This window comes from Trinickia dabaoshanensis (genome assembly GCF_002879885.1).
GTDB classification, from domain to species: domain Bacteria; phylum Pseudomonadota; class Gammaproteobacteria; order Burkholderiales; family Burkholderiaceae; genus Trinickia; species Trinickia dabaoshanensis.
Map to the genome: position 1 here is coordinate 21,606 of NZ_PNYA01000030.1, position 26,711 is coordinate 48,316.

Annotated in this window: 25 protein-coding genes and 2 pseudogenes; 24 read left to right on the forward strand and 3 right to left on the reverse strand. The window is 60.5% G+C overall.

The genetic code is table 11. The features are described from left to right. The first annotated feature begins 55 nt into the window (after positions 1-55). The 6 genes from C0Z18_RS33660 (at position 56) to C0Z18_RS26425 (ending at position 4,605) form a co-directional block, all read left to right on the forward strand. Positions 56-343: a helix-turn-helix domain-containing protein gene (locus C0Z18_RS33660; RefSeq protein ID WP_269845333.1), complete on the forward strand. Its 288-nt coding sequence runs from the start codon at positions 56-58 to the stop codon at positions 341-343. Positions 344-535: 192 nt separating this feature from the next. Continuing rightward, positions 536-1,630: an ATP-binding protein gene (locus tag C0Z18_RS26405; RefSeq protein WP_102648425.1), complete on the forward strand. Its 1,095-nt coding sequence runs from the start codon at positions 536-538 to the stop codon at positions 1,628-1,630. Between the two features lie 22 nt (positions 1,631-1,652). Further along, positions 1,653-2,204, forward strand: a complete 552-nt coding sequence (locus tag C0Z18_RS26410) for a MarR family transcriptional regulator (RefSeq protein WP_102648426.1) — start codon at positions 1,653-1,655, stop codon at positions 2,202-2,204. A gap of 133 nt (positions 2,205-2,337) precedes the next feature. After that, positions 2,338-2,775, forward strand: coding sequence for a hypothetical protein (locus tag C0Z18_RS26415; RefSeq protein ID WP_102648427.1), 438 nt, complete (start codon positions 2,338-2,340; stop codon positions 2,773-2,775). Next, entirely contained in the window at positions 2,759-3,169 is a 411-nt protein-coding gene (locus C0Z18_RS26420) for a hypothetical protein (protein WP_102648428.1), read from the forward strand. The genes C0Z18_RS26415 and C0Z18_RS26420 overlap by 17 nt, the downstream gene beginning before the upstream one ends. Next, a complete protein-coding gene (locus C0Z18_RS26425) occupies positions 3,166-4,605 on the forward strand; it encodes a ThiF family adenylyltransferase (RefSeq protein ID WP_102648429.1) in 1,440 nt (479 codons plus the stop codon). Before C0Z18_RS26420 ends, C0Z18_RS26425 begins: the two co-directional genes overlap by 4 nt. A gap of 45 nt (positions 4,606-4,650) precedes the next feature. On the opposite strand, the gene C0Z18_RS26430 is transcribed toward C0Z18_RS26425, so the two are convergent. The 3 genes and pseudogenes from C0Z18_RS26430 to C0Z18_RS26440 form a co-directional block, all read right to left on the reverse strand. Next, entirely contained in the window at positions 4,651-4,929 is a 279-nt protein-coding gene (locus C0Z18_RS26430; RefSeq protein WP_102648430.1) for a hypothetical protein, read from the reverse strand. Continuing rightward, a pseudogene (locus C0Z18_RS26435) lies at positions 4,926-5,407 on the reverse strand (DUF2778 domain-containing protein). Before C0Z18_RS26435 ends, C0Z18_RS26430 begins: the two are co-directional and overlap by 4 nt. Before the next feature lie 119 nt (positions 5,408-5,526). Next, positions 5,527-6,339, reverse strand: a pseudogene (locus C0Z18_RS26440) (SOS response-associated peptidase family protein); the annotation flags it as partial. 145 nt (positions 6,340-6,484) lie between these two features. Between C0Z18_RS26440 and C0Z18_RS26445 the strand changes: the two are divergent. The 18 genes from C0Z18_RS26445 to C0Z18_RS26530 all read left to right on the forward strand — a co-directional run bounded on the left by C0Z18_RS26445 (position 6,485) and on the right by C0Z18_RS26530 (position 26,681). Further along, positions 6,485-9,481: a Tn3 family transposase gene (locus C0Z18_RS26445; protein ID WP_011875589.1), complete on the forward strand. Its 2,997-nt coding sequence runs from the start codon at positions 6,485-6,487 to the stop codon at positions 9,479-9,481. After that, entirely contained in the window at positions 9,478-9,843 is a 366-nt protein-coding gene (gene tnpC / locus C0Z18_RS26450) for a Tn3 family transposase post-transcriptional regulator TnpC (RefSeq protein ID WP_009693043.1), read from the forward strand. The genes C0Z18_RS26445 and tnpC overlap by 4 nt, the downstream gene beginning before the upstream one ends. A 358-nt stretch (positions 9,844-10,201) precedes the next feature. Continuing rightward, the gene (locus C0Z18_RS26460; protein WP_011875590.1) at positions 10,202-10,570 is read left to right on the forward strand and encodes a hypothetical protein; all 369 of its coding nucleotides are present in this window, start codon (positions 10,202-10,204) and stop codon (positions 10,568-10,570) included. Between the two features lie 91 nt (positions 10,571-10,661). After that, entirely contained in the window at positions 10,662-11,954 is a 1,293-nt protein-coding gene (locus C0Z18_RS26465; RefSeq protein WP_060096529.1) for a TolC family protein, read from the forward strand. A gap of 11 nt (positions 11,955-11,965) precedes the next feature. After that, positions 11,966-13,495 (forward strand): efflux RND transporter periplasmic adaptor subunit, encoded by a 1,530-nt coding sequence (locus C0Z18_RS26470; protein ID WP_011875592.1) that lies wholly within the window; start codon positions 11,966-11,968, stop codon positions 13,493-13,495. Beyond that, positions 13,492-16,698, forward strand: coding sequence for an efflux RND transporter permease subunit (locus C0Z18_RS26475; RefSeq protein WP_021157489.1), 3,207 nt, complete (start codon positions 13,492-13,494; stop codon positions 16,696-16,698). Before C0Z18_RS26470 ends, C0Z18_RS26475 begins: the two co-directional genes overlap by 4 nt. Then, a complete protein-coding gene (locus C0Z18_RS26480) occupies positions 16,695-17,045 on the forward strand; it encodes a copper-binding protein (protein ID WP_011875594.1) in 351 nt (116 codons plus the stop codon). Before C0Z18_RS26475 ends, C0Z18_RS26480 begins: the two co-directional genes overlap by 4 nt. Before the next feature lie 73 nt (positions 17,046-17,118). Further along, positions 17,119-18,990 carry a protein-disulfide reductase DsbD gene (gene dsbD / locus C0Z18_RS26485; RefSeq protein WP_042973489.1) on the forward strand — a complete coding sequence of 624 codons (1,872 nt, stop codon included), beginning with the start codon at positions 17,119-17,121 and terminating at the stop codon, positions 18,988-18,990. Between the two features lie 51 nt (positions 18,991-19,041). Continuing rightward, positions 19,042-19,404, forward strand: coding sequence for a hypothetical protein (locus tag C0Z18_RS26490; RefSeq protein ID WP_011875596.1), 363 nt, complete (start codon positions 19,042-19,044; stop codon positions 19,402-19,404). A 113-nt stretch (positions 19,405-19,517) separates the two neighbouring features. Continuing rightward, on the forward strand, positions 19,518-19,817 hold the full coding sequence (locus C0Z18_RS26495; protein WP_011875597.1) for a hypothetical protein: 300 nt from the start codon (positions 19,518-19,520) through the stop codon (positions 19,815-19,817). Between the two features lie 53 nt (positions 19,818-19,870). Further along, complete coding sequence (locus C0Z18_RS26500; RefSeq protein WP_043292957.1) at positions 19,871-20,098, forward strand: DUF2933 domain-containing protein; 228 nt, start codon at positions 19,871-19,873, stop codon at positions 20,096-20,098. An 82-nt stretch (positions 20,099-20,180) separates the two neighbouring features. Then, positions 20,181-20,342 (forward strand): hypothetical protein, encoded by a 162-nt coding sequence (locus C0Z18_RS33030; protein WP_009687857.1) that lies wholly within the window; start codon positions 20,181-20,183, stop codon positions 20,340-20,342. Positions 20,343-20,586: 244 nt separating this feature from the next. After that, on the forward strand, positions 20,587-20,922 hold the full coding sequence (locus C0Z18_RS33665) for a PCYCGC motif-containing (lipo)protein (RefSeq protein ID WP_021157492.1): 336 nt from the start codon (positions 20,587-20,589) through the stop codon (positions 20,920-20,922). 33 nt (positions 20,923-20,955) lie between these two features. Next, positions 20,956-21,273, forward strand: a complete 318-nt coding sequence (locus C0Z18_RS26510; protein WP_009687817.1) for a P-II family nitrogen regulator — start codon at positions 20,956-20,958, stop codon at positions 21,271-21,273. Positions 21,274-21,710: 437 nt separating this feature from the next. After that, the gene (gene cueR, locus C0Z18_RS26515; RefSeq protein ID WP_009687816.1) at positions 21,711-22,106 is read left to right on the forward strand and encodes a Cu(I)-responsive transcriptional regulator; all 396 of its coding nucleotides are present in this window, start codon (positions 21,711-21,713) and stop codon (positions 22,104-22,106) included. 67 nt (positions 22,107-22,173) lie between these two features. Continuing rightward, entirely contained in the window at positions 22,174-22,371 is a 198-nt protein-coding gene (locus tag C0Z18_RS26520; RefSeq protein ID WP_009687815.1) for a heavy-metal-associated domain-containing protein, read from the forward strand. A gap of 398 nt (positions 22,372-22,769) precedes the next feature. Continuing rightward, positions 22,770-25,064, forward strand: a complete 2,295-nt coding sequence (locus C0Z18_RS26525; RefSeq protein WP_089454681.1) for a heavy metal translocating P-type ATPase — start codon at positions 22,770-22,772, stop codon at positions 25,062-25,064. Between the two features lie 72 nt (positions 25,065-25,136). Further along, positions 25,137-26,681, forward strand: a complete 1,545-nt coding sequence (locus tag C0Z18_RS26530) for a multicopper oxidase family protein (protein ID WP_060096533.1) — start codon at positions 25,137-25,139, stop codon at positions 26,679-26,681. The last annotated feature ends 30 nt before the right edge of the window (positions 26,682-26,711 follow it).

The following is a 26,711-nucleotide window of genomic DNA, read 5'->3' on the forward strand; positions in this document are numbered from 1 at the left end:
TGCCGCCATTCTTGACTGCATTCCGGGCAATAGCGCCGTGTGTCAGCGCGCGCGCATGCTCGCCGCGATGCGTCAGTTCGAATACGTTACGACGCTCGAAGCCATGCGCTTCCTTGATGTCTACGATCCGCGTCCGCGCGTCCATGAATTGCGACGCGCGGGGTATTGGATCCACACAACCCATGCGATGCAGGCTACCGAGAGCGGAACGTCTCATGTCGTGGGTGCCTACTCGCTCCCGGGGCCTAACGCCCCTATCGTGCGATCTTCGCGAATTGACGGCTGGGTGCAAATGACGCTCCCATGGAGTCATGCGTCCCGCTTGAGCGACGCGGGTCTCTGACACGATCGCCACTCGTCATAAGGTAGAGGGAACTGGGAAGCGATTTTGCAGTATATTATCGAAACACAGACATACGAATCGGGAAACTTGCACTCGCCCCACCAAATAGCTCTGGGCAGACGTCCAAGAGAATCTGACGTTAGCTTTGAACCGCATCTGAGAGCGGAACGAGACCTAATTCGCATCTAAGAAATGTTTACCGAAATTGAAAGTCTACTGCGAGAGAATCCTGGGCTTAAAGCCAAAGTCATCGCCAGCAAGATTGGCAAGGATAGGAGTGAAGTTAACGCGTTTTTATACGCGCAAAGCGAACGGTTTCGGAAAGATGACGAACATCGTTGGTATCTGACGCGGCCTCATGAGCTTCGAATTTCGCTTCCCGCGGATACCTGGGTCAATGCGAAGCTTTTTGAAGATGCACTTGAACGGGGTGATTCGCCGCTCGCATCGCCCTGTAATAGTATCGTAATTATTCTTTCAAAAGATAGTAAGTTACTCCTTGATGCTATGGCGCGACTGTTGGCGCTCTGTAACCAGCTTGCGCGCGACGGGAAGACAGTGTTTGTCGACTGTAGCAATGCCATCTCCACCCATGGCTACTTCGACAGGGTCGGATTTTTTCGCTTGCTTGACCCTAGAGTCAATGTAAAACCATCTCGGCCGCAACAATCCCGAGCGGATATCTACGAGGCCGGAAATGATGGACTCGTAGAGATGGCGATGATAGAGCCTACATCGCCAGACGAAAATATTCCCCTCCGGCTGCAAGAATGTTTCAAGAAAATAGCGGACTCCAAATATTGGACAGGCATATTTACCGTGCTGACGGAGCTATTCAATAACGTCCGAGATCACTCGCAGACATCGATCGCGGGATTTGCCGCCCTCCAATACTATCGGAAAGGGCGCAAGAGGCACGTTCAAGCGGTATTTTCTGACAGTGGGCGGGGTATTTGGGGAACCTTGGGGCCAATTTTGGAAACGAAATACTCGCCATTGGCAAAGCGGATTCGTCAATCGGGTATTCACGAAGGTGTCGCGTTAATACAAGAAATTTTTCGTGAGGGTGGCATTAGCAGTAACGATGACGATGGAAGAGGACTTGGTTTAAAGCGAACCGCGGATTTCGCACACAAATTTAACGCTCAAATCACCGTCCGGCAGCATAAATACGAAGTCGAGGTGCACTATAGCGAAAGCGGCCAAATCGAATTTTCGAGCCGGATGGACATGCACGAGCTTGAGGGAACTCACGTCTGCTTTGACTTTTTCCTTGACGGGACGTAAATGTTCTCTTTAAATTACCGGCATGAACCAGACTACACACCTTATCAAACTTCGTGAGCTGACCGGGACTACGCAGCCGTTCGGCAACGTCCAAGGCAAGGAAGCTTACAGAAAGCTGTCAGAAGAGATCGATCGACATCCAGAGGCGGCGGTGTTTGGTATTTCCCTCCAAGACATCGAGGCGACCGACGCTTCTTTCCCGCGAGAGAGCGTGGTTTCGGTAGCGAAACACTACCGGGGGGAGAAAGGCCTGTTCCTCGTCGATATGGATGATCGGGATTTGGTCGACAACTGGAAGTACGCTTGCCAAGCAAAGGAGCAACCCTTGGTGATCTGGCGAGGTGAGTCGTTCGAGCCGATCGGTCCCGATATGAGTTCGTCGAGTAGAGACCTCCTCAACTACGTTCTCGAGCACAAATGTGTCCTCGCTTCGCAGGTCGCCTCCGACCTCGGGCTCTCCGTCCAAAACGCCAGCACTCGACTCAAACGCCTCGTGGCTGACGGCTACATTTTGCGAACCGAAGACATCGCGAACACGGGCGGCATCGAGTACAGGTACAACGCGATCCGATAAATCTGCTTAAACAGCTTGCACGAAGCAGAACTGCGGTGATATGCTTTGTGCACAGCCTCGGTCCGTTGGTGCGGGCCATGGTAAACGGCTTCGTTTAACCAGAATGAGGCGCTATTGATACAGGAACGTCATCATGCGCGACACAAATTTCGACGAAAAAGCCGATCTCCAGACGGCGCCCGACGGCGATCATGGCGGCATTGATTCCCTCGTGCCGAATTCACTGGGCAGCGAATTTGCACAAGCGCTGCGTAAGGTGGAGGCAGCCGAGGGAGAAATCGCGGAAGGTAAAGCGGATCTCGACGAGGCCATCCATGAGCTCGATGAGCTTGAGCACTCCCATTCCGTCCAAATCATCGTCAATACCAAGCAAGTCGAGATGCCGCATAACCGGGCGAATGGACTGGCGATCAAAGAACGCGCGATCGCCGTCGGCGTGAATATCAAGCTCGACTTTGTTCTGTTCGCTGAGCTCGGGGATGGCCGGCAGGAAGTGGTCAAGGACAACCAGGTGATTCACCTGCACAGTGAGCAGCGTTTCGAGGCGATCGACAATGACGACCACTCCTGATTTCACCGGTCTGAAGGCGGAGGTCGTCAAGGCGATCCAGGGCGTGATCCAGCAGTTTCAACCGATGGAGTTCCACCTCGAGGCCGACGGCGCTGGTGGAGCGAGGATTCGCTTTGGGCCTGTCTCACTCGGAGACCCTTACGTACAGAGGGAGACATGGATCGGAGCTCATATCCCGCCGCTCGTGCCGTATGCAGACATCTACCCCGTCTTCGTGCGTGGCGATTTGCTTCGAGCTGATGAGAAGGCGCTCGTTGTGCCTATGACTCGAAACCATATCTTCATGGAACAGCCAGCCGTCCAGGTCTCGCTTCGATCGAATCGGCGCGACGCGATCCGGGAAACGGTCTCCATAAAGCTCCTGAAGGTGATTCACTGGGTGAAAAGTCAATGATTACGAAATGCTCCCTGGTCTTGCCCCGCCATCTTCAAGAAACCATCCTCCGACATTTATTCCCCGGCGACAGTGACGAGCATGCGCTTGTGATCCTTGCGGGTGTTGCCGATTTCGATGGGCATCGACGGCTACTCGCGCGCGAGGTTGTCGTCGCTCGCGACGGCATCGATAGCGTCCCAGGCCGGTACGGGTACAAGATGATGAAGGCTGAATTCATTCAGCCGCTGATTCGACGCTGCAGGAAGGAGAGACTTGCCTATATCTCTGTGCATAATCACGGCGGTGAAGGCTCGGTGGCATTCAGTCAAGCTGACCTTACCTCGCATGAGCGTGGCTATCCAGCGTTGCTGGACCTTGCCGGTGGGATGCCGGTCGGAGCAGCTGTATATGCACGCAATGCAATTGCAGGCGACATTTGGATGCCGGACGGTACGCGCATGCCGCTTGAAGAGACGCGCGTTCTTGGAATCAACATTGAGCGGTTGTACGACTCGCCTCGTTCCAAGCATGCTGCGAATTCGCCGTTCCACACGAGGCAACTGCTCATGTTCGGCGAAGCTGGACAAGCAAAGCTTGCGCAGGCACGTATCGGCGTGATTGGTGCTGGGGGTGTTGGATCATTGCTGGTGGAGTATTTGGCACGCCTCGGTGTCGGCACCATCGTCGTCATAGATGACGACCGCATTGCATTGTCGAACCTGTCGCGCGTGGTAGGCGCCACGCGATGGGATGCGCGTTACCCCTTTTCTTTAGACTGCATGCCGAAGATTGTGCGCGAATTTGCCGAACGGCACTCGGCCAAAAAAGTGAAAGTTGCGCAGCGCGCTGCACGACGGGCCAATCCGAATTGCAATGTCGAATGCATCGATGGCGATTTTGCGGCCCCGTCCTGCGCCAGCCAGTTTTTGGGATGCGACTTCTTGTTTTTGGCTGCCGATTCGATGCGTGCGCGCCTCCTTTTCAACGCAATTGTTCAGCAGTACTACATCCCTGGCATTCAGATCGGCACGAAAATCAAGAGTCAGGCCGACGCGAAGTCGCTCGACGACGCGTTCAGTGCTGAGCGTTGGGTTCTTCCATCATGCAACTGCCTTTGGTGCTCGGGAATGATTTCACCTTACCTGCTTGCGGTCGAAGCAAAGTCCCCGGTAGAGCGTAAAGATCAGGATTATGGGACCTTGGAAGCAAACCCAAGCGTTATCACGATGAATGCAATAGGGGCAAGTATGGCCGCTAACGACTTCCTGATGTCTTTTCTGAGACTCCACGATGAAGCGGCGGCCGTGACCCCCCGGCGGGTCAAGCATCTTTCCCGCGCTACGATCCACGAGACTTATCCGGCGGACCCTCACTGCCCGGAATGCTCCGCGACCGATGGGTCTCGACTGGGGAGGGGCGATGCAGCGGAGTTGCCGACGATACTGCCATCATAGCGGGTCGGGCTCGGGTGCATCGTGGTGTCCGCAAGGATGTAGCGATCACTTCGCCTGGCGCTGCCTCGTTCGCACGATTGCGCCGGATATGAACCACGCGACTACGAACGACAGAACGAACGACGCGACCAACAACGTGTTGAGGACGACATCGCCTTCGCCCTCGACGCCGATCACGCCAAAGAATTTGAGCAACGGGTCAAAGGTATCCCAGCCGTGACCTCGGGCCATCCAATTGCCGAACCACGGACTGCGGCCGATGCCGATCGCTATAGGAAAGGCCAGCGCGAGCGCCGCAAGCAACGAAACAAAAAATCGCTTCATTGGACGATCACCTTCCCGTAGTAGATGAGCTCCGTCCCAGGGATTTTCTCGGTTTTTTGCGAGTGCAGAAACGCCCGCAATTGCTCGAACTGCGTCGGATGCGTGAGCGTGATGCAGCCGTCGCTTTCACCTAGCCGGCCGACCGGGCGAATGCGGAAATTCCCGCGAAGCACCCCCTTCACGTTCATGTAATCGCCGATCGGCGGGGTCGTGCTGTAGAGCGAAAACCACTCGCGCCGATGCGTGTTAGTGATGACGTCGTGAATCGCATCCTGGAGCTCGGGGAAACGTCCGCCCGTTTGGCGATCGATGATGTAGTCGATGCCGGCGGGAATAGGCCCCTTCTTCGCAACTGCCGTTGCGTCAGGATCGTTGACGTATTGATCCTTTCCGGAGAACGCTGGGATGCCACCCAGCCCAGGACATTGCAGAAATGATGTCTGCTTCTATTGAGCGCGTAAAGGCAGGTGATCGGCATTTTATTCCATGCTTAGAATGATCGGATTGCGACGACCGGCCTGTCGCCGCGGCGTCGATCATAACCGATACGCACTGCCGGACCTTTACGTACTTTGTGCGCGCCAACATCGTCGAATCTTATGCCGCCATTCGATGCTCGTAGTACGGCCGTTCGCGCGAATCGAGAATCGCGTGCAGCGCGGCGAGCTCGCCGGCGTCCGGATTCAACCAGGCGTCGACTTGCGCCGGTTGGATCGGAATAATGCAGCGATCGTGACCGGCCGCCGCGATCTCCGGAGGCGGCTCATCGGTAAACGCAGCAAAGGAAAGGAGACTCGGCTCGTCTTTGCCTTCCCACCGGGACCACAAACACGCCACGAGCATGTCGATTGGCGGATTCGGCTTGAATTCGAGCACGACATTCGTATCCTTCTCGCCGTCGGCGAGCGTACGCCCCTCGAGGCGCGAGCTGCTCACATTTTCGTAGAAGGCGTTGACGACCATCACGCCGTGCGAGTATCCGAAAAGCTCTTTCCAAAAGCCGCCGAGATTGTTGCGGCGGGCGTTGTAGGTGCCCGGATACTTTCGATCATAGAAAGCCGGCTTGCCGGCGGGCCGACACTGATAACGCATCGGTTTGATGACGCGTTCGCCGGCTTCCATGACCACGACCGGCGCATAGTGTCCCGGGAAAATTCGCCCGTCGCGCTCTTTCGGCTCGGTGCGCCGAAGATCGTCCAGACGTCGCAGCAGGGCATCAACCTTATCCCGCGCGATGCGCTTGCTTTCGGCCGCGGCCTTGGTCACCTTGGTTTGCAGTGACCGCTCCGCGTCGGCCAGGCGTTTGCGCTGGGCGAATAGCTCCGCCTCGAGCTTGGCCGCCTGCAGTTGATTGAACCGATCGATCATGTCCTTGATACGTTGCTCGTCTTCGGATTGCGGCTGTCCGAAGAGGGGGCATGGACAAGGTAAGCGCGAATTCCTATCATAAGCCTTGTAGTTATGAACTCCGCCTTGCTTATTACTATTTTGCGCAGTAACGCCAGATTTTTATTGCGCTAATCTAAGCGGCCCTCTGCGATCCGGACGATCCGCAATGGCTACCCTCGAACGTACCGCGTACCCGCGCTTTCCCGAGGTTCTGGCACCCCGGGAACTGCAAGCCTGTTACACCCCACTGCCCGACGAGCTCGAATGGGCGCGCCGCTCAACACGCGGTGAGCGACCTCGACTGGGCCTGCTGGTGCTGCTGAAGGTCTTTCAGCAACTGCACTATTTCCCGCCGGCCGACACCATTCCGGCCGCCGTTGTCGAGCATATTCGGGCAGCCGCGGATATCGGCGACTCCGTACAGTTCGGCTACGACACAGAGACCTCCCCAACGCTGTTCCGGCATTACGCGGCGGTTCGCACCTACCTGGACGTGAAGCCGTATTACGGCACCGACGCCAACGCGATCGCGACACGGGCGGCGCACACGGCGTCGCTGACGATGGACCAACCGGTCGACATCATCAACGCGACGATCGACGAACTCATCGCGCGCGATATCGAACTGCCGGCGTTCTCGACGCTCGATCGGCTGACCGAACAGATTCACGCGCGGGCGCAGTCCCGGCTCTTCAAGCGCGTCACGCGACGCCTGACCGATGAGCAGAAACTCGCGCTCGACCGGTTGCTCGCGCGTGATCTGTCAAGCCGGCAGACTGCCTACAACCGGATCAAGCGTCACGCGAAACGCCCATCGCGCCAGCATCTGGACCTGCTGATTGAGCAGGTCTCCTGGCTCGACGAGCTCGGCGATTTCTCACTGGCCGTCGCCGGGATTCCAGCCTCAAAGTTGCGCTCGCTCGCCAATCAGGCGATGGCGCTCGACGCGTCGGCGCTCAGGAACGACACTTCGCCCGAGAAGCGCTACACGCTGATCGTCGCGCTGCTCAACCGTATGCGCGTGCGCGCCCGCGACGATCTCGCCGACATGTTCGTCCGGCGCATGGGCGCGATCCACAAGCGCGCGAGCGACGAACTGGACGCCATTCAGCGAAAACAGCGTGATCAGGTCGAGGATCTCGTCGGCTTGCTGGACGGTGTGGTCGACATTCTCGCCGATGAATCCGACGAGACGGCCATCGCCCGAGCGGTCAGGAAGCTGCTTGCGCCGAAAGGCGATCTCGAGCCGTTGCGCGAGAGTTGTGCGGCGATCCGCGCGTTCAGCGGCCGCAACTATCTGCCGCTGCTCTGGAAGCACTTCAAGGCCCACCGTTCGGTCATGATGCGTGTCGCCCGTACGCTCGAATGGGATTCGACCAGCCCGGTCCGCACGCTGCTCGATGCGCTCGACGTCGTGCTGGAAAACGAGTCGCGGCATCGCGAGTGGATCGATGCTGATGTTGACCTGGGCTTTGCGGCGCCACGGTGGCGCAAGCTCGCACGTCGCACCCACGGCGACGGATTGCCGACCAATCGACGGTATCTCGAACTCTGCGTGTTCTCGTACATGGCCGAAGAGCTACGGGTCGGCGATCTGTGCGTGTCCGGCTCCGACGCCTACGCCGACTATCGCGATCACCTCCTGCCATGGCGGCAATGCGAGCAGCAGTTGCCAGACTATTGCGACAAGCTCGGCATGCCCACGACCAGCAGTGACTTCGTGTGCCACCTGCGTCAATGGCTGACCGACGCTTCCCACAAGCTCGACGACGAATTGCCGCGCAAGCGCGAGCACGTCGTGATCGATCGTCACGGCGAACCTATCCTGCGCAAAACCGTCGCGAAAGAGATCCCGGCGAGCGCGATCGCATTGCAGGAGCGGCTGAACGCCCGCCTGCCGACGCGAAACATGCTGGACATCCTCGCGAACATCGAACACTGGACGCATTTCACGCGGCACTTCGGGCCGCTGTCCGGGAGCGATCCCCAGATTCGCAAGGCGGCCGAGCGCTACCTGCTCACGATTTTCGCGATGGGCTGCAATCTCGGCCCGACCCAGGCGGCCCGCCATCTCGACTCGGATGTCACCGCGCACATGCTGTCGTTCGTCAACCGTCGGCACGTGAGCCTGGACAAGCTCGAGACTGCACAGCGCGAGCTGATCGAACTGTACCTGCGGCTGGACCTGCCAAAACACTGGGGCGATGGCAAGACGGTGGCGGCCGACGGCACGCAGTACGACTTCTACGACAACAACCTGCTGGCCGGCTATCACTTCCGCTACCGAAAAATGGGCGCGGTCGCGTACCGGCACGTTGCCGACAACTATATCGCGGTGTTCCAGCACTTCATTCCGCCGGGCGTCTGGGAGGCGATCTATGTGATCGAGGGCCTGCTGAAAGCGGGCCTGTCGATCAAGGCCGATACGGTCCATGCCGACACGCAGGGGCAGTCGGCCGCCGTTTTTGCGTTCACGTACCTGCTCGGCATCAACCTGATGCCGCGGATTCGCAACTGGAAGGATCTCGTCCTGTACCGCCCAGACAGCAAGGCCAAATACAAGCACGTCGACAAGCTGTTCAAGGCGACCATCGACTGGGTGCTGATCGAGCAGCACTGGCAGGAGCTGATGCAGGTCGCGCTGTCGATTCAGGCAGGCACGATCTCGTCGCCGCTGCTGCTGCGCCGGCTCGGCTCCGAAAGCCGCAAGAACCGGCTGTACCTGGCCGCGCGCGAGCTCGGCAACGTTGTTCGCACGGTGTTTCTGCTCGAGTGGATCGGCAGCCTCGAATTGCGGCAGGAGGTCACCGCGAACACGAACAAGATCGAGTCTTACAACGGCTTCTCCAAATGGCTGTCGTTCGGCGGTGACGTGATCGCCGAGAACGAGCCGGAGGAACAGCAGAAACGGCTACGCTACAATGACCTGGTCGCATCGGCCGTGATCTTGCAGAACACGGTGGACATGATGCAGGCGCTGCGCGAGATGGCGGCTAACAGCGAGAAAGTGCGCGCCGAAGACATCGAGTTTCTGAGCCCGTACCCGACCCACAACATCCGCCGCTTCGGCCACTATAAACTGCACCTGGACCGTCGGCCGGAAGCCTGGATCAAGGATCCGCTGTTCGGCCATGCTGCCCGTACCTATGCACCCCGACCATGACTGCACGCCCGGCCATCACGACGACCTATTTCGGCGATATCGACACCGCCGCGCTCGAGCGGCTCGAATCGAGCTACGATACCACCCGCCTGCTGGCCGCCGTCGATATTGTCGATCGCATACGCATCCAGCTTCATGATCCCGAGGGGCTACGCGACGATCTGCTTGAGATCCACAGCATGGCGCACTCAGTATTGAATGGCGCACCGTCGGTTCCGTCGCGCCGCGAAGGTACCTTGCCCGAGCAGGTGCTGGGCGCGCTTGATCTGATTGACGAATTTGTGATGGAACTCACGCGGGTGAGGACGATGCTCGAACCGCTCGAAGCGCTGCACCCGGACGACGGGTTTGGCGAGGGTTGAAGGCGCCCGCCCACCGATCGAGACAGTATGTGGTGGCCCGATCATTGTCAGTCATAGTTGACACGGTCGAAAAGTGTCAGCCATAGTTGACACATGATCGAACTCATCAAGACCGCCGTATTCGAACGCTGGTTGACCGACCTTCGCGACATTCGAGTGCGAGCACGCATCGAAGCCCGCATCCGCCGACTGAGTTGCATAATGAAATCAGCTACTTCCTGATTGGTCTCCTCCGCACCCCGCAGTCGCCATTGGCGTTCGCATTGCAAGCTGCCCGTCTGGTTCAGATCGTGGTCCGACAAAAAGTAGTGCAATTATCCACCGCGATCGCGCCAGGCTGCAGGCTATAATTTCCGCCATGAAACTGCTCCGGACCGTCATCCTGTTGCTGCTCTGCGCGGTGCTGCCCATCAGTGGGCTGGCAGCCAGTGGCTTGACCGGTGAATGTCCGATGCAGCAAACCATGTCCATGGATGCGGACGCCAGCGTATCCGCTGACATGCCGGGCTGCGATTCGATGAAGCCCGCATCCGTCGACAAGGCCAAGGTCAAGGGCATGTTTTGCAAAGTAACCGCCCAATGCCAGTTCGGCAGCCTCTATCACCCGGCCGCCAGGGCTGAAATCGGCCGCCCGGCTGCGGTCGGCACGCCTGTCATCTTCCATTACACCCAGTCTCTTCCGGTCCGTGACCCGAACGGGTTATGGCGACCGCCGCGTCTCGTCTAATCCCTCGCTGACAGGTTCACCGCAGTTGCGGTGAGGTTCGTCGTATGCCGGACGCGGAATCCCTATGGGATTTCGCCTTTGGGGTTAGAACATGCCATTCATTTTCGGCACGCCGCTGCGCCGGCGTGTACCTTGGCGCGTGCACACGCTTTTTGCCGCGCTTCTCGTCGCGGGCGTCGTTCACGCCCAGCAGGCGCCTTTCACGCTGGACGCCGCGCTACAGTCGGCGACCGATCGCTCTGCATCGATGCAGGCCGCGCAGTCGTCCGTCCGCGCCAGCTCCGAGGCGGCCGTCAAGGCCGGACAACTGCCGGACCCGATGCTCAAGGCCGGCATCGATAACCTGCCGGTCAACGGTCCGCAACGCTTCACCATCGGCCAGGACTTCATGACGATGCGCCGCATCGGCATCGAACAGGAGTGGGTATCTGGCGAGAAGCGGCAGCTGCGTTCCGCGTTGGCCGATGAGGTGGTCGGGCGCGAGCGCGCCGACTATCTGGTGCAACTCGCCAACGTTCGCCAGCAAACTTCCACAGCCTGGCTGAACGCCGTGTATGCGAAACAGGCGCTGGCGCTGCAGCAGGCGCTCCGCGACCACATGCACCACGAGCTGGAGGCGACGAAGGCGTCGTATCGCGGCGCCAAGGCAAGCACCGCCGACGTGGTACAGGCGCAGGTGATGCTCGCGCAGACTCAGGACCAGGTGCTCAAGGCGCAACAGACTTATCAGACCGCGCTTATTGGGTTGTCACGCTGGACGGCCGTTCCCGTCTCCGATGTGACCGGTGAACCGCCGGCGCCCGAGTCGTTCGTGTCGTCGCTCCCACCTGACGAACTGCGTCTGTCGCAGCCGACGCTCGTCGCCGCCGCGGATGACATCGCGGTCGCTGATGCCGATACGGCAGTCGCCGACAGCGAGCGCAGCCCGAACTGGACATGGGAGGTCGCGTACCAGCAACGCGGCGGTGCGTACTCGAATATGGTGTCCGTCGGCGTCACCATTCCATTGCCGTTGAACCGGAAAAACAACCAGGACCGCGACGTCGCCGAGAAAGCCGAACTCGCCACGAAGGCGCGGCTGATGTACGAAGACGCGCTGCGACAGGTGCAAGCCGACATCCGCGCACAATCCGCGACCCTGGCGAGCGGGCGCGAGCGCATCGCCAATCTGAGCCAGTCGTTGCTGCCCGCCGCGGACCAGCGCGTGCAACTCGCGAATGCTGCCTATCGCGCTGGTAGCGGCTCGCTCGCGGACACGTTCGCTGCCCGCCGTGCCCAACTGGAAGCGCAGTTGCAGGTGCTCGACCTCAAACGAGAGGTGTCGCAGACCTGGGCGCAGCTCGAATATCAAGTCGTGCCACCGACGATGGCCGCCGCGCAATGACGGAGAACAGCATGAACAGGAAACCTTTGGCACGCGCGGTGTTGACGGTATTTGCCGGCGCGGCGCTGCTCGGCGCGGGCTATTTCGCGGGAACGCGTCACGCGGCGACCGGCACCGCAGTTGCCTCGACTGGCGCCGCCTCGCCGGGCGGCAAGATCGACCCGAAGACCGGGCGGAAGGTGCTGTACTGGCACGACCCGATGGTGCCGAACCAGCATTTCGACAAGCCGGGTAAATCGCCATTCATGGACATGCAACTTGAGCCTGTCTACGCGGATGAAGGCGAGAGCTCTTCAGGCATCAAGATCGACCCGGGGCTTGAGCAGAATCTTGGCATTCGCTATGCGACCGTGCGTCGGCAGGAAACGACCGGCGGATTCGATGCCATCGGCACGACGCAGTTCGATGAATCGCACTCGGATGTCGTGCAGTCGCGCGTCACCGGCTACATCGACCGGCTCTATGCGAACGCGCCGATGCAACGCATCGCAAAAGGCGCACCAGTCGCATCGCTGTTCGTCCCGGAATGGCTCGCGCCGCAGGAGGAATATCTCGCACTCAAGCGCGGCGGCATGGACGCCACTTTGCTCGAAGCGTCGCGAGCGCGGATGCGCGCCTTGTCGATTCCTGATGGAATCATCGCGAGCCTTGACCGAACCGGCAAGGCCCAGACGCACGTCTTGCTGACGTCGCCCGAGTCCGGTGTCGTCAGCGAACTGAACGTCCGCGACGGCGCGATGGTCGCGCCCGGCCAGACACTCGCGAAGATTGCCGGCCTGTCGAAGCTGTGGCTCATCGTCGAGATTCCCGAGGCGCTCGCGCTGGGCGTACAACCCGGTATGACCGTCGATGCGACGTTCGCAGGCGACCCGACACAACACTTCAACGGTCGCATCCGCGAAATCCTGCCGGGCATCAGCACCACCAGCCGCACGCTCCAGGCGCGTCTGGAAATCGACAACGCCGGATTCAAGCTGACGCCGGGCATGCTGATGCGCGTGCGCGTTGCCGGCCAGAAGGCTGTCTCGCGACTGCTGGTGCCCTCCGAAGCCGTGATCACAACGGGCAAGCGCTCGGTCGTCATCGTAAAGAACGGCGACGGGCGCCTTCAGCCGGCGACGGTTACCGTGGGCAATGACATTGGCAACGAAACCGAGGTGCTGAGCGGCCTGAACGACGGCGACACCGTTGTCGCGTCCGGCCAGTTCCTGATCGATTCCGAAGCGAGCCTGAAGTCCGTTCTGCCGAGGCTGGAGGGCAGCACGGGGGCAAGCGCAAGCGCACCGGCGTCCGCACCCGCCGTCGCAGCACAAACGTACGAGACCACCGGCAAGGTCGAAAAAGTGACCGCTGCGGACATCACGTTCTCCCATCAACCCGTGCCGGCGCTCGGCTGGGGCGCGATGACGATGGCGTTCAACAAGCCCGCTCCCGATGCCTTCCCCGACGTCAAGGCCGGACAGACGGTGCACTTCGTCTTCAAGCAGTCGGATGAGGGCTACCAGTTGACGAAGGTCGAACCGGTCGGAGGCGTGCAATGATTGCCCGGCTCATCCGATGGTCCATCCACAACCGTTTCCTGGTGCTGCTCGCGACTGTACTCATGACCGGTTGGGGCCTCTACTCGGTCGCCGAGACGCCGCTCGACGCACTGCCCGACCTGTCCGATACACAGGTCATCATCAAGGCATCGTATCCGGGCAAGGCGCCGCAGGTTATCGAGGACCAGGTCACCTACCCGCTCACGACGACGCTGCTCGGCGTGCCGGGCGCAAAGACCATTCGCGCGTACTCGTCGTTCGGCGATGCGTTTGTCTACGTGCTGTTCGACGACAAGACCGACCAGTACTGGGCACGTTCGCGCGTGCTCGAATACCTGAATCAGGTGCAAAGCCGCCTGCCGCAGGGCGCGACCGTCTCGCTCGGGCCGGACGCGACCGGCGTGGGATGGGTGTACGAGTACGCGCTGGTCGACAAGACCGGACAGCACGACCTCGGACAGCTGCGCGCGCTGAACGACTGGTTCCTGAAGTTCGAGCTGAAAGCAGTGCCGGACGTCTCCGAGGTCGCCAGCATCGGCGGCATGGTGCGCCAGTACCAGGTCGTGCTCGACCCGGACAAGCTGCGCGCTTACGGCATCACGCAAGCCGCGGTGACCGATGCGCTCGGCAAGGCAAACCAGGCATCCGGCGGCTCGGTCGTCGAGCTGGCCGAATCGGAGTACATGGTGCGCTCGTCGGGCTATCTGCGCTCGCTCGACGACTTCCGGAATGTCGTATTGCGCACCAACGACGCGGGCACGCCGGTGCTGCTGGGCGACGTCGCACGCATCCAGATCGGCCCCGAGATGCGTCGCGGCATCGCGGAGCTGAACGGTCAGGGCGAAGTCGCCGGCGGCGTCATCGTGATGCGCTCGGGAAAAAATGCGCTGAAGACCATTGACGCGGTGAAGGCGAAGCTCGCCGACCTGAAGCGCTCGCTGCCACCCGGCGTCGAAGTCGTCACGACTTACGACCGCTCGCAACTCATCGAACGCGCGGTGGACAACCTGAAGGACAAGCTCATCGAGGAGTTCATCATCGTTGGGCTCGTCTGTGCGGTGTTCCTGTTTCACCTGCGCAGCGCGTTCGTCGCCATTCTGTCGTTGCCGCTCGGCGTGCTGGCCGCGTTCATCGTGATGCGGTATCAGGGCGTCAACGCGAACCTGATGTCGCTCGGTGGTATCGCGATCGCGATCGGCGCGATGATCGATGCGGCCATCGTGATGATCGAGAACGCGCACAAGCACCTGGAAGCGTTCGAGCATGCGTTCCCCGAGACACGGATGACCGCCGCGCAGCGCTGGGAACTCATCGCAGCTTCGGCAACTGAGGTCGGGCCGGCATTGTTCTTCTCGCTTCTCATCATCACGCTGTCGTTCATTCCGGTGTTCTCGCTGGAAGGCCAGGAGGGCAAGCTGTTCTCTCCGCTGGCGTTCACGAAGACCTACACGATCGCGGCGGCAGCAGGTTTGTCGGTCACGCTCGTGCCTGTCCTGATGGGTTACCTGATCCGCGGCCGTATTCCGCATGAGAACGCGAATCCCATCAATCGCGTGCTGATCTGGCTGTATCGTCCATTGCTTGAGGCGACGCTGCGCTGGCCGTGGGCGGCGATTGGTCTCGCAGTTGTCGCGCTGGTGCTGACGATTCTGCCGATTTCGCGTCTTGGCGGCGAATTCATGCCGCCGCTCGACGAGGGCGATTTGCTGTATATGCCGACCGCTCTTCCGGGCATTTCCGCCGAGAAAGCGAGCGAGCTGCTGCAGCAAACCGACCGGCTCATCAAGACCGTGCCCGAGGTCGCGACAGTGTTCGGCAAGTCGGGCCGGGCGGATACGGCCACAGACCCGGCACCGCTCGAGATGTTCGAGACCACCATCCAGTTCAAGCCGCGCAGCCAGTGGCGGCCGGGCATGACGCCGGAAAAGCTGGTCGATGAGCTGGACCGGACGGTCAAGGTGCCCGGTCTTTCGAACGTATGGGTGCCGCCGATCCGCAATCGCCTCGACATGTTGTCGACCGGCATCAAGACGCCGGTGGGCGTCAAGATTTCCGGGCCGGACCTGACGCAGATCGACCGTATCGCGACGCAGGTTGAAACGGCCGTCAAAGGTGTCCCTGGTGTGACGTCCGCACTCGCGGAACGGCTCAACGGCGGGCGCTATATCGACGTGGACATCGACCGGCTCGCCGCAGCACGCTACGGACTGTCGGTGGCCGATATCCAGTCGGTCGTGTCGTCGGCGGTGGGCGGTGAGAACGTTGGCGAGGTGATTGCCGGCCGCGAGCGCTTCCCCATCAATATCCGCTACCCGCGCGAATTCCGCGATTCGCTTGAGAAGCTGCGGCAACTGCCAATCGTCACGGATCGCGGCGCGCAAATCCAGCTCGGCGACGTCGCCCACATCACGATCGCCGACGGCCCGCCGATGATTCGCAGCGAGAATGCTCGGCTCTCCGGGTACGTCTACGTCGATATCCGCAACACGGATCTCCAATCCGCCGTGAAGGCAATGCAGCAGGTCGTGGCTCGGCAGGTCCAGTTGCCACCCGGCTACTCGATTGCGTGGTCGGGCCAGTTCGAGTACCTGGAGCGCGCGGCGGCCAGGCTCCGGACCGTCATTCCGGTGACGCTGGTTGTCATCTTCGTGCTGTTGTTCCTGACCTTCAACTCCGCCGCCGATGCGCTGCTGCTGATGTCGACCGTGCCGTTCGCGCTGGTCGGCGGCTTCTGGCTCATCTGGATACTCGGCCACGCGGTGTCGGTCGCGACATCGGTCGGATTCATCGCGCTTGCGGGCGTCGCTGCCGAGTTTGGGGTGGTCATGCTGCTGTACCTGAAAGGTGCGCTCAATCGCCGGCTGGAAGATGGCGAGCTGCTCACCGAGGCGTTGCTGTTCGACGCGATTCGCGAAGGCGCCGTGCTGCGCGTACGGCCGAAGGCAATGACGGTGGCCGTCGTGCTCGCCGGCCTCATTCCGATCATGGTCGGGCACGGTGCAGGGTCGGAGGTCATGCAGCGTATCGCCGCGCCGATGGTCGGCGGCATGGTGACCGCGCCACTTCTGTCGATGTTCGTGATTCCCGCAGCGTGGTTCCTGTTGCAGCGTCGTCGCGCACGACAGGCCAGCGCTGTCCATTTTCCCCACACAAACCCTTCCGGCACGAACGTGCCAGTCAACCAAACTGGAGAGATCCAATGAAGAAACTGTTTGTTATGTCCGCTGCCCTTGCAGCCACTTTCGCCACGCCCGCATTTGCCGGCAACGACATGGCCGGCATGGATATGTCGACCAGGGCTTCCGCGATGAAAGTGTCGTCGAACAATGCGCTCACCGACGCAGAGGTCAAGAAAGTCGACGTGGCGACAGGCATGGTCACGCTGAAGCACGGCGCGCTGGAAAACGTCGGCATGCCGCCGATGACGATGGCGTTCAAGGCGAAGGATGCCGCGATGGTCAAGCAGATCAAGGAAGGCGACAAGGTCAAGGTGCGCGTCGAAGAAGTCAACGGCACCCTGACCATCGTAAAACTCGAAAAGCGCTTGTGACGAAGCGTTGATGGCTGGCACGCAGGCTTCTGTCCGCGCGCCGGCAGCCAGGAGTTCGGGCGAGGAGACCACCATGCGAACGACATCATCCAACGCGTATCAGTCTGACTACCAAACAGCGGACATATTGAGTCGCATACTTCGCTTCGCCCTTGTCCTGTTGCTCGGACCCGCATCCTTTTCGGCTTACGCAGTCAACGAATCCGAACTGCTTGCGCCTGAGCAGGCATTTCCGTTGACCGTCAGCCTCGCGAGCCCGATGGAGGTCGTGCTCGACTTCAAGACGAAGCCCGGGTATTACCTGTATCGCGACCGAATCAGCTTTGCGGTTGACGGCACACTGGTAAAACCGGATTCGATGCCGCCCTCCGAGTCGAAGAACGACCCGACGTTCGGCGTGGTCCAGGTCTATCACCAGCCCGTCCGGATTCGTCTTCCGTTGTCCGCTGCGATCACGTCGAGCGCCATGCTGACAGTTACATCGCAAGGATGTGCCGACGTGGGGGTCTGCTATCCGCCGCAGACGCGCCGCTTTCGGATCGCTGCGGACGGTGCTGTGACGCTCGCAGCGCTCGTTGGGAGTGCGAATGCAGCGGACTTCCCTGTCGTCGAGAAAAGCCGGCAGTCCGCCGTACCGGGTCTACCGCTGCGTCCTGCCAATGGGATCGGCATCGCCGAATTGCTAGGCTTTCTGGTGGCTGGTCTGCTGATGGCGGGCACCGTGTGCATGTATCCGCTCATCCCTATCGTCACGGCGGTCATTAACGGTACCCGTGAGCGGTTGCCGGTATGGCGCGGGGTTTCGCTGTCGTTCGCCTATGTACAAGGACTGGCGATGACATACGCGGCGGCTGGAACCATTGCGGCAGTCGTTGGCATTCCACTTGTGGCGGTGACGCAGAAACCCTGGTTACTGGCCACGTTCGGCGCGCTCATGCTCATCCTCGCGCTCGGTATGTTCGGCGTGTTCAGGTTGCAACTGCCGACGGGCTGGCAGACGCGGTTTGCGGGATGGAGCAGACGCTTGCCCGGAGGCCGTGTTGGGCCGGTGTTCGTGATGGGCATGTTGTCCGCGCTGATTGTCGGGCCGTGTTCCACACCGGCACTGGCAGGCGCACTGGTCTACATCGCCAACAGTCATGACATCGCAGGCGGTACGCTGGCGCTGTATTTGATGGGTATCGGGATCGGCATTCCGCTGCTGCTTGTCGGCACGTTCGGAACGCGCCTGCTACCCAAGTCGGGACACTGGATGGTCGCGGTCCAGAACACACTCGGTGTCATGCTGCTGGCCGCAGCGCTGTGGTTCGTCTATTCACTGCTGCCTGTCTGGCTGCTGATGTCACTGGTCGCATTGCTGCTGACTGCTTGCGGAATGATGCTACGTGCGATCGACCCTTTACCGGCCGGCGCGACGGGGATTGCCCGAGTCGGCAAAGCGCTCGGTGTGTTGCTGCTGGTCGCAGGTATCGCCGAGTTTGTTGGCGTCGCATCGGGCAATTTCGACATGCTGATGCCACTGGGCGGTTTGACGCGGATGTCGGCGTCAGCGGGAGGTGGCGCAAGTTCGGCAGCGCGATTCGACACGATCACCTCGAACGCCAAGCTGGACGAGGCGCTCAAGCTCGCACGAGGAACACCTGTCATGGTGGACTTCTACGCGGACTGGTGCATCACCTGCAAGGAACTCGAGCGCTTCACGTTCACTGATGCACGTGTGATGGACGAGTTTACGCACTGGAAGTTGCTACGCATCGACGTGACGAAAAATACCGAGGCCGACACGGCGATGCTGCGGCGGTTCGGTCTGTTTGGCCCTCCGGCCCTGATTTTCTTCGACAAAACTGGTCGGGAGCAGCCTGATGCGCAACTGGTCGGATTTATTGGGGCGGACGCATTCCTGGCCCATCTGAAACGCTTGCAGTCGAGTGATGTGGCGCAATAACGCAGCTGTCGGCGGCCGCAGCAGGACTCATCGGCGCCTATACTGAAAATCATGAATCTCTGGGTCAAACTCGTCGCCTGCTTCCTGATCGCGTGGTTGCCGATGCTCGGTTACCCCGCCCAGGCCGCGTTATGTCCAGAAATGTCGTCGATGCCTGCCGTACAGCATCCCATGAAGGCAGCAGGCGCTATCGAAGCGACAGGATGCACATCCGGCACGATGCACGTCGGTACCAGCGCTCATCCATCTGCTTGCCACGCGGGCATGGGAAGCTCCGTGTGCGGGATGCCGGCCATACCGATGTCGCATACCGTCGGCATTGCCCCATCGACACCTGATTATCGGGCCATCACCCGGATCCTTTCCGAGCAGTTCATTCCTGAGCTGCCAGCACCGCCCCCGCGTTCGTTGTAACTCTCCTCCGTCGGCGCTTGCCCAGCGGTTCCGTACCGCGGCTCGAGTTCGCTCGCGGCCCGCGTGACCATCCGCGAAGCGTCACATGCTCGATTCGATTCTACGAACGAAAGATGGAGATACACATGAACGCAAGACATGCACGATTGGCTGTTGTTTCCACGCTATTGCTCGCTGCGAGCGCAGTGGGCCTCGCTGCCACTGGCTCTTCTTCCAGTCCGGCGATGCAGGACCGTGAGCACGGTCACGGCGCGATGATGATGGGCGGAATGATGGGCGGCTGCCCGATGATGGGTGGAAGCGCCGGTCTGGACCCGAAGACCGCGATGCGAATGCACGCCGAGATGATGCGGGCCATGAGCGACATCATGATGAAGTATTCCGACCAGGCGGTTACGCCACCGTCGAAGTGACCGCAAGCCCGACCACGTTACTCACATTGGATACAGCCTGACAAGGACTTCACATGAAATGCAACTGGAAAACCATGGCGGCCGTTGCGCTCGCACTGGTCGCCGTCATCGCCCTCGGTTACTGGGCATTTCCTCCTCTCAGAGGCACGCTTGCAACGCTCGCTGTTATCGCCAGTGTATTCATCTGCCCGCTATCGATGATGTTCATGATGCGTGGCGTGCGTTCTCACACTGGCGGTCCCGCCACGCGCGCTCGGGTAACGGACGAAGCCAAACACTGAGTCCGTCGATTTCTGCGGGAACTTCGGACCGGTGCGGTGGGAGCGCCCATCGTTCTGGTCCGGTTCGCTTCACGGAGAGCATATGTTCAACGGGAAACTAATCGTCAATTTTATCATCGGCTTGCTCGCGGTCATCGGCCTGTTAGCGGTGCTGGGTACAGGTGCGATGTGGGCAATGCACACCGGAATGATGCACGGGATGCTGTCTTGTGGAGGCACCATGTATCAGCATCCGGGATTCTGACCGGGAATCTGGGAGATTGAAAGTGAAACGACACATACGACCTCAGGCCGGCAGCATCGTCAGCAAGCACTCTAGCCTTGGCAGCAAGTCGGGGTGGCATCTGCTGTCTCTGCTGGCCCTGATTATTGCGATGCCGACGGCGTTGGTGTGGGGGCCGTCATTTGTCCATTGGGTTGCCGGCCCCACGGGAGTTGCCATCGAGTCAACAAATGCGATCCAACAGATACCCGGCTGGCGAGTTGGCATGCTGCGACCAGACGGGTTGCGCATCGTTCCATCAGGAGTATTCGACGCCTCGCACGTACTGAATCCGGCGCAATTCTCGGACAACGCCGTGCGGCACGCGTACTGGGTAGCGACCAGGATTCCCGCGACGCTCAACAAGCTCTACTGCTGGTGTGGATGCGAGAACCGTGGCGAGCACCGTTCGAATCTTCAATGCTTCGAGGACCGGATGGCTGTGTCGTGTCCGGTTTGCCAGGGGACCGCTGAAATCGCCTACCGGATGACGCAATCGGGTATCCAGGACGCAGCGAAGATTCAGGCGGCCGTCGATGCGAAGTGGGCGTCCAAGGGATAGGAGTGATGACTCATATTAGAAACGGAGGATGCGATGGAACTGAAATGCGTGATCGCGATACTGCGCCCCAATGTACTCAAGATGCTCGAGCGGCAGTTGGGCGCGCTACACATCCACGGCATGACGGTGACCCATGCAAGGGGATTCGGTGCACATCCCAATCTCTTTGCCAACGACTGGACGACTGAGCACATCAAGATCGAAATCTTCACAGTCGCCGAGAACGTCGACGCGCTGATCGAGGAAATCATGACGGTCGCCAACGAGGAATCTAGTGGTGATGGCGTCGTTGCCGTCGTACCGGTAGAACGCTTTCTGCGAGTGCGGGCGGCGACTGAAGGCGCCCGCTGAGCAAACGTCCTGGTCCTACGTTACTGGCTCTGCATTTTGAGAGACGCAGCGCCCGCAAGTTGTAGTTGCGGACGCAAGCCTGCGCTCGTTCAGCTTCCGATTCTAGGTGCGCTTAATTTCGCTTACGAACGAAGATCGATGCCGCTATAGTTCATTTCAGCCTCCTCAAGGGTCCTGTTGACCGTCGCAGTTCAACTAGTAGACCCTAGCCGCCGCCTCCTTCGGGCGGCCAGGAGGCCTCTCAATGATTATCAATCTCAGACGACAGCGCCCGGCCCGTTTGACGATGGCCCACAGGATCAGCCGTTCGGCCTCTTTCCGTGCCGCACCACGAATCGAACGATTACCCCTTGAATCGAAACCACTTGACCTTCCCAACGTGGGAAGGTCAAGAATAGTCAGTGCGGTTCGAATGGCCGTTTCGAGAGGGGAAAACGATGAATATCGGCGAGGTTGCGAAGTCGTCGGGCATGTCGACCAAGATGATTCGTCACTATGAGGAAACAGGCCTGATTCGGGCTGCCACCCGGACAGGGGCGAACTATCGTGTGTACACGCCCAGGGATGTCCAGGTGCTGCGCTTCGTCCGGCAGGCCCGACATCTTGGTTTTTCCACGAAGCAGATTGCGGTGCTGCTGGCCCTTTGGGAAGACCGCAGCCGGTCCAGCGGCGAGGTCAAACGGCTCGCGAATGAGCATATTGCCAACCTGAATCTACGCATTCAGGAACTGGTGGAAATGCGGGATACGCTCCGGCATCTGGCAGCCCACTGCAAAGGGGACTCACGCCCTGACTGTCCGATTCTGGAGAAACTGGCTGGCGCGGCGCATTGACGCCCCCTTGACCTGCCCCGCAGCGAAAGGTTGTAACTGAAATGATTCAACGGAACGGAGTTGGAAAATGGAACTGACCATCAAGGATATGACCTGCGGGCACTGCGCGGGCGTCGTAACGAAAGCGGTCAAGGAAGTCGATACGGCGGCACACGTGACCGTCGACCTGGAAACCAGGATCGTGCGCATCGAGTCGTCACGCGAGGCGGGTGAATTTCTTTCGGCGATACAGGAGGCCGGATATAGTCCCGCCGCGCTCGCATGAGCTTACACATCTGAAGGTCAGGCCACGAAGCCTTCGACTATCCCGTTTCTCGGGACCAGCCTGGCTCAGGGGCGGATAATCACACCGGCGGCCGCGCGTTCCCCTGCACTCGTGGAACGAGCAAGCTGGCCGGTCGGCGTCCCCGCAACAGACCATAGCGGCCAGCGTTACCAATGGACGGCACGACAGGCGACGCAATTTGTGCACAGTGTGAAAGACAACGCGGAGCACGGAAAATGAGCGGACAGCGTAACGACGGCGAAACTTCTCCCGAACACCTGAACGCGAGCCACGGCGCGGGCGGCCACCAAGACCATGCTGCGCACGCCGCGCAAGGTCAGGCCAGCGGGGATGCCGATGGCAATCACGCGGCGCACCACGGACATGGCCACGGTGAAATGTCCGAAGGTCCCGACGGCGCGCTCAGGGACCCGGTGTGCGGCATGTCTGTCACGGCGGATTCGCCATTTCGCAGCGAGCACGATGGACATCCGTATTTCTTCTGCAGTGCGTCATGTCAGAAGAAGTTTCGGGCGGACCCGTTGCGATATGTCAAACCGTCGACCAGCACGTCGGTTGAGGCTGCGCCGGAGGGCTCGATATACACCTGCCCGATGCATCCGGAAATTCGCCAGGACCATCCTGGCAACTGCCCGAAGTGCGGTATGGCCCTTGAGCCCTTGTTGCCCAGTCTCGAGGACGAAGAGAATCCCGAGCTGACGGATTTTCGACGCAGGTTCTGGTGGACGCTGCCGCTGACGGCCGTGGTGTTCGTCCTGGCCATGTTCGGCCACCGGCTGGGCTGGATGGAAGCGTCCACACAGAGCTGGGTCGAACTGGCTCTCTCGACTCCGGTCGTCGTGTGGGCGGGCTTGCCGTTCTTCGAACGTTGCACCCGCTCGTTCATCAATCGCAGCCCGAACATGTGGACGCTCATCGGACTTGGTACGGGGACGGCCTATGTCTATAGCGTCATCGCGACAGTCGTTCCAGGAGTCTTCCCGGAGGCATTTGCCGCACATGGTCGTGTGAGCGTGTATTTTGAGGCCGCGGCCGTCATTATTTCGTTGACGCTCGTCGGGCAACTGCTCGAACTGAAGGCTCGGTCGCAGACGTCCGCTGCCATCAAGGCACTGCTGGGACTGGCGCCGAAGACCGCGCGGCGTATCAACGCCGACGGCACAGAAGAGGACGTTCCACTGGCTCACGTCCATGTCGGCGACCTCCTTCGCGTAAGACCAGGCGAGAAGGTTCCGGTCGACGGCGTTGTGACGGAGGGTTCCAGCGCGCTCGATGAGTCCATGATTACGGGCGAACCTATTCCCGTCAGCAAGCGGGTGGGTGACCACGTCATCGGCGCGACCATGAATACCTCCGGAAGCCTCATCATCAAATCGGAGAAGGTCGGCTCCCAGACCATGCTGGCACAAATCGTCCAGATGGTCGCGCAGGCGCAGCGTTCCAGGGCACCCATGCAGCGCATGGCTGACAAGGTCGCGGGAGTTTTCGTCGTCGCGGTGGTCGGCGTCGCCATCCTGACGTTCGTCGCCTGGGGCTTTTTCGGACCCGAGCCCAGTTGGGTCTACGGGCTTATCAATGCCGTGGCGGTGCTCATCATCGCCTGTCCCTGTGCGCTTGGGCTGGCGACTCCCATGTCCATCATGGTCGCGAGTGGCAAAGGCGCGTCGAACGGTGTGCTTTTTCGGGATGCGGCTGCGATTGAGAACTTCCGGAAGGTCAACACGCTGATCGTCGACAAGACAGGCACCTTGACCGAAGGTCGCCCTGCCTTCGAACGCGCAATCGGCGTGAATGGATATGCGGAAGAGGATGTTCTCCGGCTCGCGGCCAGTCTTGACCAGGGTAGCGAACACCCGCTCGCTGCGACCATCGTGGATGCGGCCCGTGAACGGCGGCTCGCGTTCGAGAAGGTGGAGCACTTCGAGTCGAGCACCGGGATTGGCGTGCGAGGACTGGTCGGCAGCCGCAATCTCGCGCTGGGCAACACCACCCTCATGCAGGCCGACGGCATCGACGTTGGGACGCTCACGGAAAATTCGGACACGCTGCGTGCGCAGGGCGCCAGCGTCATGTATCTGGCGGTTGATGGAATGCTGGCCGGCCTGCTCGCGGTTTCGGACCCGGTGAAGGCAACGACACCCGAGGCACTGGCCCGGCTCAAGGAAGACGGTATCCGCGTGGTGATGGCGACGGGCGACGGTGTCGTGACCGCCAGGGCTGTCGCGACGAAGCTCGGCATCGGTGAATTCCATGGCGAGGTCAAACCAGCCGACAAGCTGGCGCTGGTGACGAAATTCCAGCAGGAAGGCAAGGTTGTAGCCATGGCCGGTGACGGTATCAACGATGCGCCCGCGCTTGCCAAGGCGGACGTGGGCGTCGCGATGGGCACCGGCACCGATGTAGCGATGAGCAGCGCACAGGTGACCCTCGTCAAAGGAGACCTGCGCGGCATCGCGCGAGCCCGGGAGTTGTCCGAGGCGACAATCGGGAACATGAAGCAGAACCTCGGCTTCGCGTTTGTGTACAACGCCCTGGGTGTGCCTCTGGCGGCAGGGGTACTGTATCCGTTCACCGGATTATTGCTGTCCCCGATGATCGCCGCACTGGCCATGAGCCTGAGTTCGGCATCGGTTATCACCAACGCGCTACGGTTGCGGAACGTGAAAATCTGACTTTTCGCAGAAGAAACCGGCGGCATTGAGCGCTGCCGTCATGATCGTAACCCATGAAACCAGGGGCGCCCCATGTCACTATCTCGCCGTCAATTCCTGCTGACGTCCGCTGCCGCCGCCTCGGCCGTGCTAACCGGATGCGCAGAATGGCCCTCAAGCGGTTCAAAAGAAGTCGCGAATGGAAATGTGAGCGGCACTTCGCGTCGCCTTATTGTCGATACCCGTTCGATCGAGGTCAACGGCCGTGCTGCGACGGTGTACGGGTTGCATCAGCCGGACGGCACGCGCGGCCTGTTCCTCGAACCGGGCGAGCGCTTTGCCGTGGAACTGGACAACCGCCTGCACGAACCCACCATTGTCCACTGGCACGGACAGACGCCCCCGTCCGATCAGGACGGCGTGACCCAGTTCGGCGTGCCGGCGCTTCAACCAGGGGAGCGGCGCGCCTATGATTTTGCCGCGCGCCCCGGCACCTACTGGATGCACTCACATCATGGTTTCCAGCATCAGAAACTGCTGGCCGCTCCACTGGTTGTGCGCACGGCCGACGATGTACGGGCTGACCGCCAGGAGGTGGCGATCTTTCTGGAGGATTTCCTGTTCCGCGATCCCGCCGAAGTGTTCTCAGAGCTGCAGAAGGGCAACGCAGATTCCAAGGGAGCCATGACCGGTCAAAAGTCGGGCGCGCAGCCCCACGGCATGGGTGGGATGGGCGGTATGCACGGCATGTCTGACATGGGTGGCATGGGTGGCATGGGTGGCATGGGTGGCATGGGCGGCAGTAGCATGCCGGATCAAATGCCCGGCATGAAGATGGACCTTAACGATGTCGATTTCGATGCCTATCTCGCCAACGACCGCACGCTCGACGACCCGGAAGTCATCCGGGTCGAGCAAGGCGGAAGAGTGCGCTTGCGGATTATCAACGGCGCCTCATCCACCAACTTCCACGTTGACCTCGGCTCGTTGCGAGGTACGGTCGCGGCGGTCGACGGCAACGCCGTCCAGCCGCTGACAGGCAGCCGCTTTGGTTTAGCGATGGCTCAGCGGATCGATATTCTCGTTGACCTGCCCAACGGGACCGGAGCGTGGCCGATTCTCGCCGTACGGGAAGGAGCCAGACAACAGACGGGGATTATTCTCGCCTCTAAAGGCGTCAACGTGGGCAAGGTCGCGGGGGCGACAGCCGCCGCTGGACCGGTGAGCTTCGATCAGGAACTGCGGTTGTCTGCGCTCAGGCCGCTGGCAGACCGTCCCGTCGATTCGCATTCTGTGCTGATGCTGACCGGTTCGATGCAGCCGTATACGTGGGGAATCAACCACAAGGGCTGGGACAATCGCGACACGGTGAAAATCCGCAGCGGACAGCGGGTGGCTATTACGTTCCAGAACACCACGATGATGGCCCATCCGATGCATCTGCACGGGCACCACTTTCAGATCGTCGCGCTCAATGGCAAAACGTTCTCCGGGGCGCTGCGTGACACGGTGCATGTCCCGCCGATGGCAAAGGTCACCCTGGCGTTCGATGCCAACAATGCAGGCCGGTGGCTGATGCATTGTCACAATCTCTATCACATGAAGTCCGGCATGATCACCGAAGTGCGTTACGTTTGACAGTCGGTCGGGCTACACGGGCATGCCTCT

Excerpts from the sequence above, each read along its gene's own strand:
- C0Z18_RS33660 (WP_269845333.1), top strand. The coding sequence starts at position 56 with ATGCTCGCCGCGATGCGTCAGTTCGAATACGTTACGACGCTCGAAGCC.
- C0Z18_RS26405 (WP_102648425.1), top strand. The coding sequence starts at position 536 with ATGTTTACCGAAATTGAAAGTCTACTGCGAGAGAATCCTGGGCTTAAA.
- C0Z18_RS26410 (WP_102648426.1), top strand. The coding sequence starts at position 1,653 with ATGAACCAGACTACACACCTTATCAAACTTCGTGAGCTGACCGGGACT.
- C0Z18_RS26415 (WP_102648427.1), top strand. The coding sequence starts at position 2,338 with ATGCGCGACACAAATTTCGACGAAAAAGCCGATCTCCAGACGGCGCCC.
- C0Z18_RS26420 (WP_102648428.1), top strand. The coding sequence starts at position 2,759 with ATGACGACCACTCCTGATTTCACCGGTCTGAAGGCGGAGGTCGTCAAG.
- C0Z18_RS26425 (WP_102648429.1), top strand. The coding sequence starts at position 3,166 with ATGATTACGAAATGCTCCCTGGTCTTGCCCCGCCATCTTCAAGAAACC.
- C0Z18_RS26430 (WP_102648430.1), bottom strand. The coding sequence starts at position 4,929 with ATGAAGCGATTTTTTGTTTCGTTGCTTGCGGCGCTCGCGCTGGCCTTT.
- C0Z18_RS26445 (WP_011875589.1), top strand. The coding sequence starts at position 6,485 with ATGGCTACCCTCGAACGTACCGCGTACCCGCGCTTTCCCGAGGTTCTG.
- tnpC (WP_009693043.1), top strand. The coding sequence starts at position 9,478 with ATGACTGCACGCCCGGCCATCACGACGACCTATTTCGGCGATATCGAC.
- C0Z18_RS26460 (WP_011875590.1), top strand. The coding sequence starts at position 10,202 with ATGAAACTGCTCCGGACCGTCATCCTGTTGCTGCTCTGCGCGGTGCTG.
- C0Z18_RS26465 (WP_060096529.1), top strand. The coding sequence starts at position 10,662 with ATGCCATTCATTTTCGGCACGCCGCTGCGCCGGCGTGTACCTTGGCGC.
- C0Z18_RS26470 (WP_011875592.1), top strand. The coding sequence starts at position 11,966 with ATGAACAGGAAACCTTTGGCACGCGCGGTGTTGACGGTATTTGCCGGC.
- C0Z18_RS26475 (WP_021157489.1), top strand. The coding sequence starts at position 13,492 with ATGATTGCCCGGCTCATCCGATGGTCCATCCACAACCGTTTCCTGGTG.
- C0Z18_RS26480 (WP_011875594.1), top strand. The coding sequence starts at position 16,695 with ATGAAGAAACTGTTTGTTATGTCCGCTGCCCTTGCAGCCACTTTCGCC.
- dsbD (WP_042973489.1), top strand. The coding sequence starts at position 17,119 with ATGCGAACGACATCATCCAACGCGTATCAGTCTGACTACCAAACAGCG.
- C0Z18_RS26490 (WP_011875596.1), top strand. The coding sequence starts at position 19,042 with ATGAATCTCTGGGTCAAACTCGTCGCCTGCTTCCTGATCGCGTGGTTG.
- C0Z18_RS26495 (WP_011875597.1), top strand. The coding sequence starts at position 19,518 with ATGGAGATACACATGAACGCAAGACATGCACGATTGGCTGTTGTTTCC.
- C0Z18_RS26500 (WP_043292957.1), top strand. The coding sequence starts at position 19,871 with ATGAAATGCAACTGGAAAACCATGGCGGCCGTTGCGCTCGCACTGGTC.
- C0Z18_RS33030 (WP_009687857.1), top strand. The coding sequence starts at position 20,181 with ATGTTCAACGGGAAACTAATCGTCAATTTTATCATCGGCTTGCTCGCG.
- C0Z18_RS33665 (WP_021157492.1), top strand. The coding sequence starts at position 20,587 with ATGCTGCGACCAGACGGGTTGCGCATCGTTCCATCAGGAGTATTCGAC.
- C0Z18_RS26510 (WP_009687817.1), top strand. The coding sequence starts at position 20,956 with ATGGAACTGAAATGCGTGATCGCGATACTGCGCCCCAATGTACTCAAG.
- cueR (WP_009687816.1), top strand. The coding sequence starts at position 21,711 with ATGAATATCGGCGAGGTTGCGAAGTCGTCGGGCATGTCGACCAAGATG.
- C0Z18_RS26520 (WP_009687815.1), top strand. The coding sequence starts at position 22,174 with ATGGAACTGACCATCAAGGATATGACCTGCGGGCACTGCGCGGGCGTC.
- C0Z18_RS26525 (WP_089454681.1), top strand. The coding sequence starts at position 22,770 with ATGTCCGAAGGTCCCGACGGCGCGCTCAGGGACCCGGTGTGCGGCATG.
- C0Z18_RS26530 (WP_060096533.1), top strand. The coding sequence starts at position 25,137 with ATGTCACTATCTCGCCGTCAATTCCTGCTGACGTCCGCTGCCGCCGCC.